This is a genomic window from Pseudoalteromonas sp. ASV78 (assembly GCF_047806705.1).
In the GTDB taxonomy this organism is placed as follows: domain Bacteria; phylum Pseudomonadota; class Gammaproteobacteria; order Enterobacterales; family Alteromonadaceae; genus Pseudoalteromonas; species Pseudoalteromonas prydzensis_A.
This window is the reverse complement of the sequence record NZ_JBLOPA010000001.1, coordinates 3,838,203-3,856,537: the sequence shown is the minus strand read 5'-3', so window position 1 is coordinate 3,856,537 and position 18,335 is coordinate 3,838,203. Positions and strand designations below refer to the sequence as shown.

The following is an 18,335-nucleotide window of genomic DNA, read 5'->3' as shown; positions in this document are numbered from 1 at the left end:
ACTACTGACCTTTTGGTTCTAACCCGTCAATGGTTACTCCCTGTAAAAAACCAGCCCCTTGCTGTTCGTTATTTCTAAGTTTGATCATCAACCGTAAATCGTTTGGTGAATCAGCATGGTGTAATGCATCAGCATAGTTAATTTTTTGCTGCTTATACAATTCAAACAATGCCTGATCAAAGGTTTGCATGCCCATATCTTTGGCTTTGGCCATCGCCTCTTTAATACCGCCAATATCACCTTTTTTGATAAGCTCACCGACAATTGGGGTATTCAATAAAATTTCGATAGCAGCTACTCGACCATTACCATCTGCAGTCGGCACTAGCTGCTGCGCTATAATTGCCCGTAAGTTTAAAGATAGATCATATTTTAACTTATCGTGCTTTTCTTTAGGCACTAAATGCATAATACGGTCAATGGCTTGGTTAGCGTTATTGGCATGTAATGTAGCAACACATAAATGACCAGTTTCAGCAAAACTAAGTGCGTATTCCATGGTCTCTTGCGAACGTATTTCACCAATTAAAATGACATCGGGGGCTTGGCGTAAGGAGCTTTTTAACGCCGCCTCAAAACTTTCGGTATCAAGACCAACTTCACGCTGAGTAATAATACTTTTGCGATGTTCATGAACAAATTCAATCGGGTCTTCAATGGTCAAGATATGCCCACGTTGATTACGATTACGGTAACCTAATAATGCCGCCAATGAGGTTGATTTACCGGTGCCAGTACCACCAACAAACAGCACTAAACCACGTTTAGCCATGATCACATCAGTCAATGTCGACGGTAGACCAAGCTCAGCAACCTCAGGAATTTGCGTAACAATACGGCGAATAACCATACCCGCGCAATCTCGTTGCCAAAATGCCGAGATCCTAAAGCGCCCTTCATCGGTAGCTATGGCAAAGTTGCACTCTTTAGTATTATGAAACTCTGCTTGTTGTTTTTCACTCATCGCTGATTCAACTAATTGCAGCGACTCTTCGTCTGATATTTTTTCGTCGCCAAGTGCAATTAGCTCGCCATTAATCTTTGCGCTGACTGGCAATTGGCTCGATACGAATAAATCCGAACCTTGCTTTTCAATCATCAAATGTAAAAAGTAATCAAGAGAATGTGTCATTACTGCTCCTTACTCGGGCCTAGCCGCCGAAATTATTTTTATCTTGTGCTTTAGCACGCGCTTCAGCATTGGTAACAACACCGTGATTCACTAAATTGATTAAACACTGATCCATGGTTTGCATACCATGCGATGCGCCAGTTTGAATCGACGAATACATTTGCGCAATTTTATCTTCGCGGATCAGGTTACGGATCGCAGGCACTGCAATCATAATTTCATGGGCTGCGACTCGCCCGCCACCAATTTTTTTCAATAAAGTTTGTGAAATAACCGCACGTAACGACTCTGAAAGCATTGAGCGGATCATACTTTTTTCTTCACCAGGAAACACATCGATAATACGGTCAATGGTTTTTGGCGCTGACGTAGTATGCAGTGTACCAAATACTAAATGACCGGTTTCAGCGGCGGTCATAGCAAGGCGAATGGTTTCTAAATCACGCAACTCACCAACCAAAATAACATCAGGGTCTTCACGTAAAGCACTGCGCAGCGCATTCGAAAAACTATGTGTATCGCGATGCACTTCTCGCTGGTTAATTAGTGATAGTTTATTGTCGTGCACAAACTCGATGGGATCTTCGATGGTTAAAATATGATGATGTTTGTGTTGGTTTATATGATCCACCATCGCAGCCAAGGTGGTCGATTTACCAGAGCCCGTTGGTCCTGTTACCAACACTAAACCACGCGGCGTATCTGAGATAGTTTTAAAGATATCCGGCGCACCTAAATCATCAAGCGTCAGCACTTCACTGGGAATGGTACGAAAGACAGCTGCGGGGCCTCGATTTGAGTTAAAGGCATTAACACGAAAACGTGCTAAGTTTGGCACTTCAAACGAAAAATCCACTTCAAGGTTTTGTTCATAGTCCTTGCGTTGATTATCGTTCATAATATCGTAAACTAGGCTGTTCACATCTTTGTTTTCCAGCGCTGGTATATTAATACGTCGCACATCACCATCAACACGGATCATTGGCGCAACCCCTGATGATAAGTGTAAATCGGATGCTTTGTGCTGCACACTAAAGGCCAATAATTCGGTAATATCCATTTATGACTCCACAACTAACTGATAATTATATGGTTACAATAGCAGAACGACTTAAGTCCGCCTATGCTAGAATTGCCCTAGCGGCAAAAAAACATCATCGTAATGAACACGATGTCTGCTTGTTGGCAGTATCAAAAACCAAACCTGCTGATTTCATTCTAGCGGCTTATCAACAAGGTCACCGAGAATTTGGTGAGTCATACGTTCAAGAAGCTGTTGATAAAATAACCCAACTAGCAAATTATAGCGATATCGTTTGGCATTTCATTGGCCCAATTCAATCAAATAAAACGGCGGCAGTGGCTGAACATTTTGATTGGGTGCAGAGTATCGAACGTGAAAAAATTGCCAAACGCTTAAACGAGCAAAGACCCGCAGATAAAGCCCCGTTAAAAGTACTGATCCAAGTAAATATCAGCTTAGAGGACTCAAAATCAGGCTGCCATCCCGATAAACTTGCAAGCCTAGCTGAATTTATTCAGCATTGTCCGAATTTAGAATTACGTGGCGTGATGGCCATCCCAGCCAAAACCGATGTTCAACAACAACAAATACAATATTTTGAGCAATTACGGGCTTGCTTTGATAGACTTAAAGCCCAATATCCTCAAATAGACACCTTGTCGATGGGGATGAGTGGCGATGTAGAGGCTGCGATTGCAGCAGGCTCAACCATGGTACGCATCGGCACGGATATTTTTGGCCAACGAAGCTAAGGTGATAACTAAGATATGTCAGATAAAACAATCGCATTCATAGGCACAGGTAATATGAGCTACGCCATTATTGGCGGCATGGTAAAAAAAGGATTTGCTGCATCGAATATTATTGCAACAAATCGTAACCAAGAAAAACTCGCTAAGGTAGCAGCAGATTTCGGGGTTAAAACCACCGCAGATAACAACGCAGCACTGCGCGATGCCGATGTTATTGTGTTGTCTGTAAAGCCGCAAATGATGGGTGATTTATGCCAATCATTTCAAGATTCGGGTATCGACTTTAGCGATAAGCTATTTATTTCTGTTGCCGCAGGCTTAACGGTTAAGCGATTACGTGAAATGCTCGGTCAAGACGTTAAAATGGTGCGTTGTATGCCAAATACCCCGTCTCTATTAGGGCGCGGTGTATCAGGTTTATTTGGTGCCGGCGAAACCGAGCAAGAACACGAATTTGTGCAACAAGTATTTGAATGTACAGGTATTGCGGTGTGGGTTGAGCAAGAGTCACAAATTAACGATGTTATTGCTGTAACGGGTTCATCACCGGCTTACTTTTTCTTATTTATGGAAGCCATAGAAGAAAAAGCCAAAGCACTGGGCTTTAGTGATGCAGACGCGCGCCGTTTAGTACAACAAACCGCACTAGGCGCAGCTGAAATGGCAGTATCGCAGCCTGAAATTAGTATTTCACAATTGCGTGCTAACGTGACTTCTAAAGGCGGCACTACTCACGCAGCGGTTGAGCATTTAAAAGCACAAGGCTTAACAGCCACCGTAGCCGATGCGATGGATGCCTGTATTGCACGTGCTGAGCAAATGGAACAAGAACTTTAAAAGCATTGCTAAGCTTTTAGCCCTATTTATGTTTACGGTTTTTTAATTAAGGTACGTTATGAACGCCATGCAATTTTTAATAAGCACATTATTCGATCTATTTTTAATGGTCGTATTAATGCGCTTTTGGCTACAAGCCGCCAAGGCTGATTTTTACAATCCGTTGAGTCAGTTTGTGGTCAAAGCCACTTCATTTGCTGTTAACCCACTGCGTAAAATTATTCCAGGTTTCGGTGGCCTAGACTTAGCCTCATTATTACTGGCGTTCATTGTCGCCGTTGCAAAAATTACCGCGCTGATCTTGTTAGTCGGTGCGACATGGGAGCTTGGCTTTGTACTTTTAAATGCGTTAGTAACTGTGATTAAAGAAGGCTTAAACTTGCTGTTTTGGGTGTTAGTTATTCGCGCGTTATTAAGCTGGGTAAGCCAAGGCAACAATCCGATCGAAGCAGTTTTTCAGCAACTAACAGAGCCAATGCTTAAACCTATTCGTAAAGTATTACCTCCGCTAGGTGGCTTAGATTTATCAATTTTAGTGTTAATTATTGCACTGCAATTTGCCCAATTTTTGTTTATGGATTTAATTCGTTAATCACATTATTCTCACCGAGGCCTATTATTAGGCCTCTTACTTAAGAGCTTCCTATGAAACAAATAGTCAGTATTTTATTCTTTGCATTAGCAGGCATTACTTTTAGTGCTCACAGTGAACAAATGCAAGGTGCACAATACAAAGAACTCGGCCCATGGCACGTACATTACATTGCATTTCCGTCAACCTTTATTCAACCACAAATTGCCAAAACCTATGGCCTAGAACGCAGTGGTTATAAGGGTATTGTGAATATTTCAATTCTGCAAGCCGATGCTGATGCGACAGCGCAAACCGCCATCCTTAAAGGTACAGCTAGGAATTTGCTGGGTAATAAGCAAACCTTAGAGTTTAAAGAAGTGATTGAAGGCGACTCAATTTACTACCTTGCGCAAGTTGATTTTACTAACGAAGAAATCCTGCGCTTTGAAGTTGAAATACAGCAAGGTAAGCAATTTCAAAAGCTGCAATTCCAGCAAAAATTTTACGTAGATTAAACCATGAAAAAAACCTTAGTTTTAGCCTCCGGTAACCAAGGCAAAGTCAACGAGTTAGCGCAGATGCTAAGCCAGCTTGCAATCAACGTAGTGCCGCAAAGCGGCTTTAACGTGCCTGACGTAGCCGAAACTGGCAGCACCTTTGTTGAAAATGCCATTATTAAAGCCCGCCATGCTGCAAAAATTACTGGCCTACCAGCCATAGCCGATGACTCAGGTTTAGAGGTAGATGGATTAAACGGCGCACCGGGTGTTTACTCAGCACGTTTTGCAGGCGAAGGCGCTAGCGATCAAGATAATATTGATAAACTACTAAGCGAACTTGCTGACAACCCAAACCGCAGTGCGCGGTTTTGGTGTGTGCTGGTATTAATGCGTCACGCCGATGACCCAACCCCACTGATTTGCAGTGCTAGTTGGGAAGGGCAAATTACGCAAAGCCAAGATGGTCAAGGTGGCTTTGGTTATGATCCGGTTTTTTATGTGCCAGAACTTGAATGCACCAGTGCGCAACTGACTAAACAGCAAAAAAATGCCGTTAGCCATCGTGGTCAGGCATTACAACAGTTACTGTCAGAGCTTAAGCTTAAAGGCGGCCTGTGAATTTACCACCATTAAGTTTATACGTGCACGTGCCTTGGTGCGTGCAAAAGTGCCCATATTGTGATTTTAATAGTCATGGTCAAAAAGGTGAGATCCCTGAAAAAGAATATGTACAGCATTTAATTGATGATTTAAAAACCGATCTGCACTTAGTACAAGGACGTAAAATTCATTCAATCTTTATCGGTGGCGGTACACCTAGCTTATTAACTGGTGAGGCCTACGTTAATTTATTAACGGCGGTGGATTCATTAATTGGTCTAAGTGAAAACTGCGAGATCACCTTAGAAGCCAACCCCGGCACCGTGGAAACAGGCCGCTTTAAAGACTATGTGGCAGCTGGCATTAATCGTATTTCGATTGGCGTGCAAAGCATGCAAGACGATAAGCTCAAAGCGCTGGGGCGTATTCACGGCGCCGATGAAGCTATATATGCCGCCGAGCAAGCCCATGAAGCGGGTTTAAACAGCTTTAACCTTGATTTAATGCACGGCTTACCGGGGCAATCTGTTATTGATGCGCTGAGCGACTTGAAAAAAGTCATCGCCCTTAATCCACCGCATATTTCGTGGTATCAATTAACGATTGAGGCCAATACCCAATTTGCCTCGAAACCGCCAACGTTACCGGCCGATGACACCTTATGGGATATTCAAGAGCAAGGCCAAGCCTTACTTGCTGAGGCAGGTTATCAGCAATATGAAATTTCCGGCTATGCAAAACCGGGCTTTCAGTGCCAACATAACTTGAATTATTGGCGCTTTGGCGATTATTTAGGCATTGGTTGTGGTGCCCATGGTAAGGTAACCGATGCTAAAACTGGCATCATTACCCGCACTGAGAAAGTAAAACATCCTCGCGGTTATATGGATTTAGCTAAGCCCTATTTATTTAAACAGTGGCCAGTTGCACAGCACGACTTACCGTTTGAATTCTTTATGAATCGCTTACGGTTATTTGAAGCCTGCCCAATTAGTGACTTCACAGCGTTAACTCAATTACCGCTGCAAAGCCAAGCTGACGCACTACAACAAGCAGTGGCTAAAGGTTTGCTTGAGCAAACGGATAGTCATTGGCAGGTAAGCCAAAAAGGTCATCGTTTTTTAAATGATCTGCTAGAGTTATTTGTGTAATTGCCAGTCAAGCATTGGTAATGACTCATTTTAATAATAATTAATAACCTTTAATGGTTTCTAACAACAAAAGGGAAAACATGCGTAAACTTACCTTTATCGCCGCCGCAGTGAGTATTGCACTGTTAGGTGGTTGCCAGCAAACACCTGAGCAATCAAGCACAGCCGTTGTACAAACACAGCCAGTGCAAAGTGAAATAGACAAAGCCAATGCATTTTTCGAAGATACCTTTAACCGTGATGTGATGAGCAGCCCGGTTTATCAAACATACATGGGTATCAAACAAGACTACGACAAATGGGATGACGGCAGCGAAGCACGCGTACTAAAAGATCATCAACAAACAAAAGATGATTTAGTGGCATTAAACGCAATTAATCGTGACTTGCTAGATGACACCACAAAAGTTAGCTATGACTTAAAAAAACAAGATCTTGAAGAAAGCATTGCAGACTTTAAATGGCGTTACCACAACTACCCGGTAAACCAAATGTTTGGTACTCACTCGATGATCCCAGCATTTTTAATCAATCAGCACCAAATTTCTGATGTGGCCGATGCCAAAGCGTACATCTCACGTTTGAATGGTGTAACCACGGTAATTGATCAACTGATCACCGATTTAGAAGTACGTGCCGATAAAGGCATTATCGCCCCTAGATTTGTATTCCCACATGTGATTGATTCAAGCAAAAATATCATTCACGGTGCGCCATTTGAACAAGGTGATGATTCAACCTTACTTGCCGACTTTAAACGCAAAGTAACTGCACTTGAAATTGCTCAAGCTGATAAAGACGCGCTAATTACAGACGCGGAAAAAGCCCTCAAAGCGGCGGTTAAGCCATCTTATTCTAAGTTAATTAATTACTTAGCACAGCTGGAAAAACGTGCTGATGATCGCGATGGGGCGTGGAAGTTCCCTGACGGCGAAGCGTTTTATAATAATGCGTTAGCGCGCACTACTACCACTGATTTAACAGCGAAAGAAATCCACACTATCGGTTTAGCTGAAGTATCACGTATTCATGATGAAATGCGCCAAATCAAAGAAAAAGTTGGCTTTAAAGGCGATTTAAAAGCCTTTATGCAGTTTATGAAAACCGATAAGCAATTTTACTTACCTAATACTGAAGCAGGCAAGCAGCAATACCTTGACGAAGCCACAGCGCTTATCAACACCATGAAATCACACTTAGATGAGCTCTTCATTGTTAAGCCTAAAGCCGACATGGTTGTTAAACGTGTTGAAGCATTCCGCGAAAAAGCGGCTGGTAAAGCGTTTTACCAACAGCCTGCACCAGATGGTTCACGCCCTGGTATTTACTACGCAAACCTCTACGATATGGAAGCAATGCCAACCTATCAAATGGAAGCGCTGGCTTACCACGAAGGTATTCCAGGTCACCACATGCAAATAGCTATTTCGCAAGAGCTGGAAGGCGTGCCTAAGTTCCGTAAATTCGGTGGCTACACAGCCTATATCGAAGGTTGGGGCTTGTACTCAGAGTTATTACCAAAAGAAATGGGCATGTACGCAGACCCTTATTCTGACTTTGGTCGTTTATCGATGGAGCTATGGCGTGCATGTCGCTTAGTGGTTGATACAGGTATTCACGAAATGAAGTGGACTCGCCAACAAGGTATTGATTACTACGTAAATAACACACCAAACGCGACGTCTGACGGCGTTAAAATGGTTGAGCGTCACATTGTAATGCCTTCACAAGCAACAGCTTACAAAGTAGGTATGCTGAAGATTTTAGAGCTTCGTGAAGCGGCAAAAGTTAAACTGGGTGACAAGTTTGATATTCGCCAATTCCACGATGTCGTACTTAAAAATGGCGCAGTGCCACTAAACGTACTTGAGAGCTTTGTTGATCAATGGGTTGCAAGCAAACTAGCAGCTTAAGCACCCTTACTTTATAACATATACAAAGGCCGTATCTACGGCCTTTTTTATTGTCTGACAAATAGATAAACACTTGACCAACAAGTGCTTTACGCTAGGATAAAGCAATTGATATACAAGCAACGTATAGGATTAACAATGGATACATGTATCAGTCAACTAAATCAACAGATGCAGCAGCATCAGTTGCAAGCCATTGTTGATAGCTTTGCCAGTTTATCTGCAACACAACAAGCCACGCAGTTACAGCACTTATACAGCAGTGCGCAACGCATGAGTGTAAAATATACTTATCTGCAAAATATCGCCACCCGTATATTAACTCAACACCCGCTACCAACAGCCATCATCAGTCAGCTAAATAATACCGATCAATTAAGCTTTTTTACCCCAGGGCTAAAGTTCAATCATGGTTTTACTCAGCAAAACCAACAGCAGCAAAATGTATTGCACCGCTTATTTAGCGAGTGTAGTGAGACTAAATTACCGTTTAATTATGTACGTTCACTGATGCTATTTGAAAGTAACGAAAACTTGCTGCAAGCATTAGCACAAGTTAATGATCTCGGGCTGACCCCAGTTGCTAGTTACATTGCAAATAACCCAGCCCCACATAGCTTACCAAAACATGAGTTTTCAGCCTTGCTGGCATTAATGGAAGTTGAATTTAAACAAACTCAGGGCAATATCAACACTGCCGCCTTCTTAAAAGCGTTACTCACGTTATGCCAAGCAAGCCCAACTAAATCGCTTAGTGACTATAAAATATTACTCAGTGGCGCTTACTTACGCTGTAAAACAGAGCAAGTTGAGCGCTACCTTGCACAACATAAATAATATTAGTCAGATAAATAATATTCAACGCTGGTTACAACTCGCACTTTTTTAATTTGTGGGGTGTTTGAATCTCGGTCGATGATACTAAATTGCCCTTGTCTTGCGGTGCGAATTTTACCAAGTTTTGACTGTGAGTCTTTGGCAAATTTTAATGCCACTTCACGGGCCTTCTCGGTGGCCTCTTGCACCATTGCTGGCTTGATATCATTAAGGCCAGTAAACATGTACTCAACGCGGGTTTCGTAGTTATCTTGTACGATGGCAATACCTTGCTTGGCCAACTGCCCCACCTTAGTTAAGGCATTTTGCACTTTATCAGGCTGCTGTGAATACACGGTAATATTTGCGCGGGCAATATAACGAAATTGTTGATTTTCAGCGCCGTATTCGCGCGCTTGTTTATCAACGATTGATTGTCTGCTCAAGCTTATTTCTTGCTCATCAAAACCATGCAATTTTAAAAATGCGACCACCGCAGAGCTTTTTTGCTCAACGCGTTCGACTAATTTTTCTAAATTGTTATCAGCATCGCTAAATTGCACAGGCCAAATTACGGTATCGGCAACAACTTCGCGCTCGGCAAGTCCTTTAACTTCAACAGTGCGCTCCATATTTTTTACATCTAGCGCCGCTGATTTTAAAATCCAACCGCAACCTAATATAGCAACGCTTAATACCGCGGCTCCAAGTAACTGGTAATATCCATTTGGCTTATTCATTTTGCTTCCTTTGATAATTATCAATGTTAAGTTGGTTTGATACTCGAAAAATTAACCTAAACAGGTTACATTGAGCTGTATAAATTAGCAAAAAGATTCTATTGCAGCGCCTCGCTAGAAAACACATAACCCGCAAGGAAAGGCCATGAGTGTAAAACGCATTAGTCAGTTTTTTAACCCTACATCGGTTGCCGTGATTGGTGCCTCAAATAATGTTTCTCGGGCAGGGTTTGTGGTGATGCGCAACTTATTACAGGGCGGATTTAACGGCCCGATAATGCCAGTAAGTCCAACTCATAGCGCCGTACATGGCGTGTTAGCATACCCTGCAATTGGGTTGCTGCCGAAAATCCCCGACCTTGCAGTGATCTGCACCAACAAACACACACTACTGACAATTATTGCCGAGCTTGGTGAATTTGGCTGTAAAAATGCCGTGGTGATCGCAGCGGGGCTTAATCATCAGCAAAAAATAGCACTGCAAGAAGCGGCAAAAAAAGCCAATGTGTCATTACTTGGCCCCAACTGTTTAGGCTTGCTGATCCCACATATTGGCCTTAATGCGAGTTTTTCTCACACGGTTGCAAGCGAAGGTAAAATTGCCTTTGTTTCACAATCAGCGGCCGTTTGCTCCACCATTTTAGATTGGGCTAAAAATAAAGAAATTGGCTTTTCCTATTTTGTCTCTGTGGGGGATTGCTTAGATATTGATTTTGCTGAGCTGCTGGACTTTTTAGGCCGCGATGCCAAAACCAAAGCCATTTTATTGTATATCGATAATATCGAAAACATTCGTAGTTTTATCTCCGCCGCTCGCGCTGCTGCTTTTAGTAAACCAGTGATCGCAATTAAAACCGGAAAAACCGCCGCAGGGGCACTTGCCGCAGAAATTCACACCGGCGGTAAGCAAAGCTCAGATGCGGTGTATGACGCCCTATTCCAACGCGCTGGTATGTTACGAGTTAATGATTTAACAGAGCTGTTTGCTGCCACCCAAACCCTTGCTATGCACCCTAAATTACTAAAAGTTGAGCAGTTGACCATTTTAACCAATGGCGGCGGCCCCGGCGTAATGGCCGTTGATAGCTTATTACAAAGTTCCGGTAAGCTGGCACAATTGAGTGAAGAAACCCGTGCGGCGCTCAATAAAGTGATCCCGCAGTCAGATATGACTTCGAACCCGGTGGATATTTTTGGTGACTCAGTTCCGGCACGCTACCAACAAGCACTGGAAATTTTATTGCATGCCAAAGAAGTTAAAAACTTACTGATCATTCACACGCCATCAGCACTGGCACCAAGTGAAGACTATGCGTTGATCATAGCGCAAACGCTCGATAAACTGCCGAAAATGGCGCGTCCTTATGTGATCACAAACTTTATGGGTGAAGATGCCGCCTATGCCGCGCGTCGCTTGTGCAGCAACTATGGCATTCCTACCTATCGTACTCCTGAGGGCGCAGTTCGCGCCTTTATGCACTTAGTAAGTTATCGCCGCAATCAAAAACACCTTACGCAAACCCCTGAGTCAAACACGGATGATGCAAAAATAAATAAGCACGCCGCAAAAGCGCTCGTGAATGAATTTTTAGCAGAGCAGCAAAGCTATTTATCAACCCATCAAGCGAGTCAAATACTCGCACACTATGGGGTTGAATGTATTCAAACCGAGGTCGCATACACACCAACAGAGGCCAAAGAGCAAGCCATAGAGTTAGGCTTTCCTGTGGCTCTTAAACTGATCAGCCCTAGCATTCCGTCTAAATCAGAAGTCGGTGGCGTGGTACTTAATCTCAATGATGCGCAAGAAGTTGAGCAAACCGCTTTTGCAATGCTACTAAGAATAAAAAACACTTACCCAGATGCGATTATAGAAGGTTTCTCACTGCAAAAAATGGCCCCCAGAGCGGGTGCCAATGAACTACGTATTGCCGTAAAAACTGAACCTAACTTTGGCCCAGTTATTCTTTTAGGTGAAGCCGGCACCGGTCTTGAGTTTGCACAAGCCGCGGTAGCCCTACCCCCTTTGAACATGAACTTAGCTAAATATTTAATTGCCGCAGCTCACGATAAAGGTGTGCTCAAAGAACGTGTTTTGCCTGAGAAAGTTGATAAATACCGTCTGTGTGCACTGCTTACGCGTATTTCTCAGTTAGTGATTGATCAACCCGACATCACTTCGCTCGAGTTAAACCCAATTTTGGCCAGTAACGGCCAGTTTTTAGTACTCGATGCCACCATGACCTTAAGCCGTTATCAGGTACAATCACATCGTAAACGCTTATCTATTCGCCCTTACCCAATTGAGCTGGTTAAACAAGTGACGCTTAAAAATAATACCCTCGCGACACTCAGACCAATAAAGCCAGAAGATGAACAAGCGCACCAAGAGTTTGATCAGTCACTCAGCAAAGAAGATCGCTACAAACGTTTCTTTGGTGAGCTGCCGCAATTTAATCACGATCAGCTCGCCAAAATGACGCAAATTGATTACGACCGCGAAATGGCATTTATTATCACTCAAAACAACGCTACGCTTGGCGTATCTCGGGTATTAATGGATCCAGATAAAATCCATGCCGAATTTGCCATTGTTGTACGTTCAAACTGTCAAGGGCTTGGCTTAGGCAGCTTGTTAATGCGTGCTGCCATTGAATACTGCCAAAGCCAAGGTGTACAATTTATTGAAGGCATCACCCTGCCAGAAAACACCGGCATGATTGAATTAGCCCGCAAATTAGGCTTTAAGATCAGTCGTGATTTTGAAGAAGGCAGTATTAACATGGTACTTGCTTTAACCCCAATTGATAAACACGGATAATAACTTGAAAAACTTACGACAACGCACTGCTTTGCTCTTAGAAGGCAATGGTGAATATCGCAAAATCGGCCACATTATCGATATATTTTTAATAACGCTGATCATGATTAATGTGATTGCGATTGTACTTGAATCTGTCGTTACCCTAGCCCATCACTATAAACATGCGTTTTTAATGCTAGAAATCAGCTCAGTTAGTATATTCGCTATCGAATATTTATTACGCTTTTGGTCATGCGTTGACCGCGTAGAATATAAAAGCTTAGCCTGTAGTGACTTTAAACGCCGCTTAAAATACTTACTTTCGCCTTTAGCTGTCATTGATTTACTGGCAATCCTGCCTACGCTATTGATGATGTTTATCACCTTTGATTTACGTTTTTTAAGAGTATTTAGGCTGCTGAGGATCTTCAAGCTCACCCGTTATTCGCGGGCCATGCAGCTACTATTACAATCATTTCGTGAAGAAAGCGGCTCACTGATCGCCGCCTTTTTTATAATGACAGTCGTGCTCATTTTAGCCTCTTGCGGCATTTATTTAATTGAACATGATGTTCAACCCGATAAGTTTGGTTCCATTCCTGCGGCAATGTGGTGGGCAATGGCAACACTCACTACAGTAGGCTACGGTGATGTTGTGCCTGTAACTCCAATGGGGCGAGTATTTGGTGGCGTTATTACACTACTAAGTATGGGGATGGTGGCTATTCCTACAGGTTTACTGGCTTCTAGCTTTTCAGAGCAACTGCGTAAACGGCGGGTACTTTTTAGTGATGCAGTACATGAATGTCTACATGACGGTAAATTAGATGATGAGCAACTGGAACATTTAGAGCACTTACGCTGCAAACTTGGCCTAAGTAAACAAGAGGCAAACAAAGCCATTAAATCTCAATTCAGCCAACGCACTCAAAACCTTTATTGCCGTCACTGTGGTGAGCGCCAAGACTAGTCTTCATTAAACAACGACTGCCAGTCTTTGTTTAATAATGCACTTACATCGTCACCAGGGATTGGTTTACTGAATAAATAGCCCTGAAATAGATTACAGCCTAAGTTACGCAAAAAGGTCAGCTGTTGTTTAGTTTCAACACCTTCCGCGACACACTCTTTACCTAAGCTTTTCGCCAATGCGAGGGTTGACTGGATAATCGCTTCATCATCGCTATCTATGCCAATATCAGTGACAAAACTACGGTCAATTTTAAGTACATCGATAGGAAAACGTTTTAAATACGTTAAAGAAGCATAACCAGTGCCAAAGTCATCCATATATAAGCGACAACCCAACTCCTTCAACTTTGACATGCTGGCCAGCGCTTGCGGTGAATCATGCATCAGCACAGATTCTGTAATTTCAAACACCACTGAGCTTGCCGACACATCCGCATAAACTAACGCAGCGCGGATCTCTGCAACTAAAGATTGGCATTCAAAATCCAAGGCAGAAAGATTGATAGAAACATATAAGTCAGGTCTGTGTTGTTGCCATTGCTTGAGTTCTATCAGTGCTCTGGCTAAGGTTTGCAGCATAATTTTAGTGATCAAACCAACACTCTCAGCCGCAAGTGCGAACTCTTGTGGTTTATAGGTCGTATTTTCCGGCCACCGTAGTAGTACTTCAAGCCCATCTGCCTGATGGGTTTTGGCATTAACAATCACTTGATAATGGTTGCAAAACTCGTAGTTCTGATAGGCTTGATTTAATTGCGATTCCAAGTGAAGAGCACGTTGGACATGCTGATTCATTTCTTGCTTATAAAATTGATAACAGCCTTCCAAGCTCTTTTTAGAGTGGTAAAGCGCTATATCAGCCGCTTTAATTAAACTTTTCGCACTGCCAGCATCATCGGGGGAAATGGCAACACCAATACTTAAACTGATACTAATAGCCTGATCATTAATAATGATATTGTCATTCATGCTAGCCATCAATTTAACGCACAATAAAACAACTTCTTCGATTTGTTGAATGCCTTCAACTAGCAGCATAAATTCGTCGCCACTAAAACGCGCAACACTATCCTTAGCTTGTAAGCGCGATTTTAACCGCAGCGCCACCGCTTTTATGATTTCATCAGCGGCTTCGTGTCCTAGCGAGTCATTAAAGTATTTAAAGCGTTTAATATTAATGTTAAGCAGCGCGGTTTTTGAGTTTTGGGCTTTGGCTTGCTCAAGTGCATGCTCAACTCGGTCATTAAATAAGGTGCGATTTGGTAAACCGGTTAAGCTGTCGTAATTTGCCAGTAAAAATAACTCATTCTCAGCCAGCTTTTGCGCGTTAATATCGGTCAGGATCACCACATAGCTTTCTAGCCGTTGCTCAGTATCAGCCACCGCACTCACTTTGATTAATACATGGCGAGGCTCACCATTGGCAAGATAAACGGTATCTTCCGCAGAAAAGTGCTCACCGGCTTGCAGGTCTTTCATAACACGTAGGTAATTAACTCTGACACTACGGCTTAACCCTAAGTGTAATGAACAGCTAGAGCGATGCTCAACGGGGAACTCAAATGCATTTTGTAGCGCTTTATTGGTGGCTAAAATGCGTAAATTTTTATCTAAAATAAACACCCAATCGCGAGTTTGCTCAAATGCAGCACCAAATAAACGCGCATGCTCTTCAAACACTAATTCACGCGTCATATTGGTGTAAGTGCCTGCAACTTTGTCAGGAGTATTTCCTTGCCAAGCCACCACTTTGCCAAAGTCTTTATACCAGCGCCAGTGCCCTGATTGATGCCGTAATCGATAAGTGCAATTAAAATAGCCCTTTTCGGTGGATAAAAACTCTAACCATTCAATGCGGAAGTTTTGTTTATCTTTAGGGTGAATTTTTGCTAAATAGTCATCCAGATTAACGGCTTCAACATCATAACCTAATTCATTTTTAAGCCGCGGTTGATAAATAATTGGACTTGTTGCTTGCCAGTCCCACACTCCTGAGCGGCTGCCCTCTAACGCTAATTTTAAACGCGCTTCACTTTCTTGGCTTTCTTTATGTGCAGCTAATAACAATTGCTGTATCCGGTTACGACGCATGACCCAACTGGCAATTAAGACAAAAAACACTAACGCATATAGCGCTATAAATTGAGGCGCTCGCCATAATGGATACTTAACCACAATATCCAGTACTGCTGGTTTTGTATAATCCCCTGTAAGTGGGTCTTTAGCCCAAATTTTTAATTGATACTGACCTGGATTAAGTTTTGGAAATAACACCCGATTATTATTACGGGTATAAGATTTTTGCCCATCAGAGAGTTGATATTCATAAATAATGCGTTCTTGATAGTTAAATGCCATCGCTGAAAAAGCCACGTCGAGGCCAATATCATCATGTTCTAAGATGATTTTTTTTATCGGTTGCTTAAGATCCGTAGACAATTCACGAGACATTAAATCGATACTGGTGATATTAACGTGGTCAATTAAACCATGCTTTGGGTGGTTATCATTTGGGTAAAAGTAACTAAACCCCTTCAACGTGCCATACACTATTTGCCCGGTTTTTAACCGTGTAAATGCGCCACTATTAAACTCTGTAGAGACCAACCCTTCTGATGTAGTAAATTGTTGAAAGTGCTTATTCTCTGGATTGAGTCGCCAAATCCCTTTATGGCTGCTCATCCAGATCATGCCAGTATCATCTAGCACCATATCGTACATTAAAGTGCCGAGCTTATTTTTATCTAAGTCGATGGTATAAAGTAATTTATAGCTCGTTGCATCGAGGCCAATTAAACCAAAGTTGGATAAGCTGATCCACAGCACATTGTTATTATCAATAATATAAGACATCACGTTAACCGCAACGTTTTCATGCTGTTCTGGAACGGTATAGATGTTTGTCAAAGCAAATGTATTTGGATCGACCTGATAAAGCACCCCGGCATTATAAAACAGCGGTGAGTCGAGTTTACTAGATAATGGCGGCAAGAAACCATACGCTAAAAACGGTTCAAAGCTTTCAAATTCACCGCCTAAAGGGGTTATTTTTTGGCTATCAATATTATAAACAAATATGCCATGATCGGAATGAACATAAAACAAGTCTCCATTAGGCATCAACATAGAGCCATGTACCCAACCAGTTATTAAATGTTGCTGATTAGGATCGGCCGTTTTCGCTGGAAAAATTTCATGGCTTTGAGGATCAAAGCTGAACATGCCGCGATTAGTGCGCAGCCACAGTTTATTTTTGTAAGGGGTTATCTCGTAGATATTAAATTCAGTAGTAAATAAATCTGCTTGATAGTCTTTTAAAAACACGTGCCCCTGATTAGTTTTTAAATCAACCGCAGTTAAGCCATTATGAGTTGCTAACCAGAGTTTATCTTCATACTCGGTTATCCCCCAAATTGAAGGGTGCGACAAACCATCACCCGAAAGCATACTGGCATTCACATTTTCAAAATGATAATTTTCATAGGGCAAATAAAATGCGCCATCACTTTTAGTGGCGGTCCACATAGCACCGTTTTTATCTTTGACGATATCGATAATGCTGGGATCTACTAGTGAGTATTTACTTTCTTTTACTCGATTATTTTTAGTCAGCTCACCGGTATTCAAATCGAGACTAAATAAACCTTTATCGGTGCCTAAATCAACCACTCCATGGTCATTGATTATTTTCCAAATATTCAGATCGTTCAGTATGGTTTTATTTTTAAAAGGAATATCAGGGCGCTCAAACATACTCGGTAAATCACTAATATCAACTTGATATAAACCACGTACGGCACCCACTAACAGTTGCTCATTTTCGCCTATTGCAAACGACTTGATATAATTTTGATATATATGGTCTGGCTCGGTGCTTAAATGCTCTAATTTTCGGTATTGCCCAGTTGCTATATGATAGACATATGCGCCAGTACTGGCGGCAATAAAGATATAACCTTGGTAATGTAATAAATCGCGTATCACGGTATTACGAGTGCGCTCTGGTAATTCAAAAATAGTTTCAATTTGGCCCGTGGCTAAATCAAGACGAGCAAAATCCCAACCACGGCCAATCCATAATGATTCCTCATCCGTTGCAACCATACTAAATACAGACTGACTTAAGATTTGTTCTTCACTGGTGGGTTTTGATAAAAATTGTTGGTAACTATCGGTACTTGGATCATAACGAAACAGTCCAGCAACTAATGAAGCAATCCAAATATAACCTGCTGGATCTTGATAAATAACATCAATAATCGCTTCATTTAGCTCGCCATTAGGCCCTGCTACATGGACTACTTGATAACCATCGTAACGATTTAAGCCTCCTTCCGTCGCCAACCATAGATAACCACTGTTATCTATTAACATGGTACTTACATAGCTTTGTGATAAACCTTCACTAGGCGATAAACGTTTTACCTGCGCAATAGCAACTTGACTAGCAACAACAGATGCGGCTAACCAAAAGAAAATACAAGTTTTAAACCATTTACCCATTTAAATTTCCACGTCTTT

The 18,335-nt window shown here is 42.2% G+C and carries 14 protein-coding genes; 10 read left to right on the top strand and 4 right to left on the bottom strand.

The annotated features are described in order from the left end of the window. Position 1: 1 nt before the first annotated feature. Entirely contained in the window at positions 2 to 1,132 is a 1,131-nt protein-coding gene (locus ACMVDV_RS17560; protein WP_416158948.1) for a PilT/PilU family type 4a pilus ATPase, read from the bottom strand. A 19-nt stretch (positions 1,133 to 1,151) separates the two neighbouring features. Continuing rightward, the gene (locus ACMVDV_RS17555; protein WP_145234931.1) at positions 1,152 to 2,192 is read right to left on the bottom strand and encodes a type IV pilus twitching motility protein PilT; all 1,041 of its coding nucleotides are present in this window, start codon (positions 2,190 to 2,192) and stop codon (positions 1,152 to 1,154) included. 2 nt (positions 2,193 to 2,194) lie between these two features. Here ACMVDV_RS17555 and ACMVDV_RS17550 point away from each other — a divergent pair, with 2 nt between their 5' ends. From ACMVDV_RS17550 to ACMVDV_RS17515, 8 genes are all read left to right on the top strand, one after another. Continuing rightward, a complete protein-coding gene (locus ACMVDV_RS17550) occupies positions 2,195 to 2,908 on the top strand; it encodes a YggS family pyridoxal phosphate-dependent enzyme (RefSeq protein ID WP_304182441.1) in 714 nt (237 codons plus the stop codon). A 15-nt stretch (positions 2,909 to 2,923) separates the two neighbouring features. Beyond that, positions 2,924 to 3,745, top strand: coding sequence for a pyrroline-5-carboxylate reductase (gene proC / locus ACMVDV_RS17545; RefSeq protein ID WP_416158947.1), 822 nt, complete (start codon positions 2,924 to 2,926; stop codon positions 3,743 to 3,745). A gap of 58 nt (positions 3,746 to 3,803) precedes the next feature. Then, a complete protein-coding gene (locus ACMVDV_RS17540; protein WP_304182439.1) occupies positions 3,804 to 4,337 on the top strand; it encodes a YggT family protein in 534 nt (177 codons plus the stop codon). A gap of 53 nt (positions 4,338 to 4,390) precedes the next feature. Then, positions 4,391 to 4,834, top strand: coding sequence for a DUF4426 domain-containing protein (locus tag ACMVDV_RS17535; protein WP_416158946.1), 444 nt, complete (start codon positions 4,391 to 4,393; stop codon positions 4,832 to 4,834). Positions 4,835 to 4,837: 3 nt separating this feature from the next. Beyond that, complete coding sequence (locus tag ACMVDV_RS17530) at positions 4,838 to 5,437, top strand: XTP/dITP diphosphatase (protein WP_416158945.1); 600 nt, start codon at positions 4,838 to 4,840, stop codon at positions 5,435 to 5,437. Continuing rightward, a complete protein-coding gene (hemW, locus tag ACMVDV_RS17525) occupies positions 5,434 to 6,570 on the top strand; it encodes a radical SAM family heme chaperone HemW (RefSeq protein WP_304182435.1) in 1,137 nt (378 codons plus the stop codon). Before ACMVDV_RS17530 ends, hemW begins: the two co-directional genes overlap by 4 nt. Before the next feature lie 80 nt (positions 6,571 to 6,650). After that, positions 6,651 to 8,483 carry a DUF885 domain-containing protein gene (locus ACMVDV_RS17520; RefSeq protein WP_416158944.1) on the top strand — a complete coding sequence of 611 codons (1,833 nt, stop codon included), beginning with the start codon at positions 6,651 to 6,653 and terminating at the stop codon, positions 8,481 to 8,483. Between the two features lie 138 nt (positions 8,484 to 8,621). Further along, positions 8,622 to 9,320: a hypothetical protein gene (locus ACMVDV_RS17515; RefSeq protein ID WP_416158943.1), complete on the top strand. Its 699-nt coding sequence runs from the start codon at positions 8,622 to 8,624 to the stop codon at positions 9,318 to 9,320. 2 nt (positions 9,321 to 9,322) lie between these two features. Here the strand turns inward: ACMVDV_RS17515 and ACMVDV_RS17510 are convergent, their stop codons facing one another. After that, entirely contained in the window at positions 9,323 to 10,039 is a 717-nt protein-coding gene (locus tag ACMVDV_RS17510; RefSeq protein WP_416158942.1) for an SIMPL domain-containing protein, read from the bottom strand. A 145-nt stretch (positions 10,040 to 10,184) separates the two neighbouring features. Between ACMVDV_RS17510 and ACMVDV_RS17505 the strand changes: the two genes are divergently transcribed. Continuing rightward, positions 10,185 to 12,860: a GNAT family N-acetyltransferase gene (locus ACMVDV_RS17505; RefSeq protein ID WP_416158941.1), complete on the top strand. Its 2,676-nt coding sequence runs from the start codon at positions 10,185 to 10,187 to the stop codon at positions 12,858 to 12,860. A 4-nt stretch (positions 12,861 to 12,864) separates the two neighbouring features. Next, entirely contained in the window at positions 12,865 to 13,812 is a 948-nt protein-coding gene (locus ACMVDV_RS17500; RefSeq protein ID WP_416158940.1) for an ion transporter, read from the top strand. Here the strand turns inward: ACMVDV_RS17500 and ACMVDV_RS17495 are convergent. Beyond that, positions 13,809 to 18,317, bottom strand: coding sequence for an EAL domain-containing protein (locus ACMVDV_RS17495; protein ID WP_416158939.1), 4,509 nt, complete (start codon positions 18,315 to 18,317; stop codon positions 13,809 to 13,811). The two genes, ACMVDV_RS17500 and ACMVDV_RS17495, sit on opposite strands and share 4 nt — an antisense overlap. Positions 18,318 to 18,335: the final 18 nt, after the last annotated feature.